This window comes from Streptomyces sp. NPDC051051 (genome assembly GCF_040682975.1).
Lineage (GTDB): Bacteria > Actinomycetota > Actinomycetes > Streptomycetales > Streptomycetaceae > Streptomyces.
On record NZ_JBFBCB010000135.1, the window covers coordinates 1 to 2,373 of the forward strand.

The following is a 2,373-nucleotide window of genomic DNA, read 5'->3' on the forward strand; positions in this document are numbered from 1 at the left end:
CGTCACCACCCTGGCCGCGCAGGGCGTGACCCGCTTCGTCGAACTCGGCCCCGACGCCACCCTCACCGCCCTCACCCAGAACTGCCTTCCCGACGACCGTGGGTCGCTCTTCCTGCCCGCCCAGCGCAAGCAGGGCACCGAAGCCCGCAACCTGGTCGCTGCCTTCGCCCGTCTGCACCTGCATGGGGCCGCGGTGTCGTGGCCCGCGCTGCTCCCGGGCGCCCGTGTCGTCGAACTGCCGACCTACGCCTTCCGTCGTGACCGCTACTGGTTGGAGCGTTCCTACACCGAGGACGGTGCCGCCGCCCCGGCCGGGCCACATCACCGCATCATCTGGATCCCGGCCCAGGGCCTGCCGGAAACGGCGCGGCTGTCCGGCCGCTGGCTGCTCGTGCGGCCCACGTCCCTCGACGGCGACGACGGATGGCACGGCGCGCTGACCGCCGCGCTGCTCGACGCGGGAGCCGAAGTGGTCCCGGTGGACCACGAGCAGCACGACACGCGTACCGAGTTCGCCCGCCGTATCACCGCCGCTGTCGAGGACGGTCCGATCACCGGGATCCTCTCCGTGCTGGCGCTCAGTGGCGCGGGAGACGACGTACCCGCGGGTGTGCCCGCCACCGCGGTCCTCCTCCAAGCTCTTGGCGATGCCGGTGTCCGGGCCCCGCTGTGGACGCTCACGCGCGGCGCCGTGACCGCCGACGCGCACGATCCGGCACCTGATCCGGCCCAGGCCGCCGTCTGGGGTCTGGGCCGCGTCGCCGCCCTGGAACACCCCGACCGCTGGGGCGGTCTCGCGGACCTCCCGCCGACCCTGGACCGGAGTTCCGCCGCACGCCTCGTCGCTCTGATCGCCGACAGCACGGTCGGCCCGTACCCGCACGAGGACCAGGTTGCCGTCCGCCCCGGCAACGCCTTCGCCCGCCGGGTGGTTGCCGCCGCCCCGTCCACGGAAGCCGCCTGGCAGCCGGCCGGGACCGTGCTGGTGACCGGCGGCACCGGCGCGCTGGGCGCTCGGGTGGCCCGCTGGGCCGCGCAGCAGGGAGCCGCTCACCTCGTCCTCGTCAGCCGACGAGGTGCCCAGGCGCCGGGTGCGGAGGCGCTGAGCGAAGACCTGCGCCGCATGGGCGCCGAAGTGACCTTCGCCGCACTGGACCTGACGGACCGTGAGGCAGTCCGCGAGCTACTCGACGCCCACCCGGTGGACGCCGTGGTCCACACGGCCGGCGTCATCGACGACGGGGTGCTCGAAGGTCTTGCTCCGCAGGCCTTCCGTTCCGTGTTCGCGGCCAAGGTCACGGGAGCGCGACACCTCGACGAGCTGACGCGCGGCCGTGACCTGTCCGCCTTCGTCCTGTTCTCCTCCTTCGCGGGAACGGTCGGCTCCGCCGGGCAGGGCAACTACGCCGCCGCCAACGCGGCGTTGGACGCGCTGGCCGAGCGGCGGCGGGCCGAGGGCCTGCCGGCGACGTCCCTCGCGTGGGGACCCTGGGCAGGCGGCGGCATGGCCGCCGACGCCGACGCCGAAGGCCGCCAGGTGCGTGGCGGGGTCGGCCTGCTCGACCCCGACCGGGCCCTGGACGCCCTCGCCGCGCTCGCTTCCACGGACACTGCCACCTCCCTGGTCGCCGACGTCGACTGGGACCGTTTCGGCGCCGCCTTCACCGCCGTCCGCCCGAGTCCGCTGCTCTCCCAGATGTACGGCGGGCAGGCCGAGGACCGCGTTGCCCCGGCCGCGAGCGGCCTGCGCGACCGCCTCGCCGGCCTGCCCGTCGAGCGGCGTCAGCAGGAACTGCTGGCCGAAGTGCGCTCCCGTGCCGCCGCAGCCCTCGGCTACCCCGGGCGCGAACAGGTGGGCCCGGAGCGGGCGTTCCGCGATCTCGGCGTCGACTCGCTGATCGCGGTCGAGCTGCGCAACGCCCTGGCCGCCGCCTGCGGCGTCACCCTCCCGACGACTGTCGTGTTCGACCATCCGACGCCCCAAGCGCTCGCCGCCCACCTGCACGACGAGCTCTTCGGCGGCACCGCCGTCACGGTCACCCCTGCCCTGGCAGTCGTCAGCGACGAGCCGGTGGCCATCGTCGGGATGGCCTGCCGTTTCCCCGGGGGTGTCGACTCCCCGGAGAGTCTGTGGGCGCTGCTGGAGGAAGGGCGCGACGGCATCACCGACTTCCCCACCGACCGCGGCTGGGACCTCGACCGCCTCTTCACACCGGACCCTGACAACCCCTACGCAAGCCACACCGCACGCGGCGGCTTCCTCGACGGCGTCGGCGCCTTCGACGCGGACTTCTTCGGCATCTCTCCGCGTGAGGCGTTGGCGATGGATCCGCAGCAGCGGTTGCTGCTGGAGACCTCGTGGGAGGCGGTGGA

General features: G+C 74.0%; 1 protein-coding gene. It reads left to right on the forward strand.

What is annotated here, in order from left to right; all coding sequences use genetic code 11:
• The coding region (locus AB0N31_RS36435; protein WP_366062829.1) for a type I polyketide synthase at positions 1-2,373 on the forward strand (2,373 nt) is incomplete at both ends.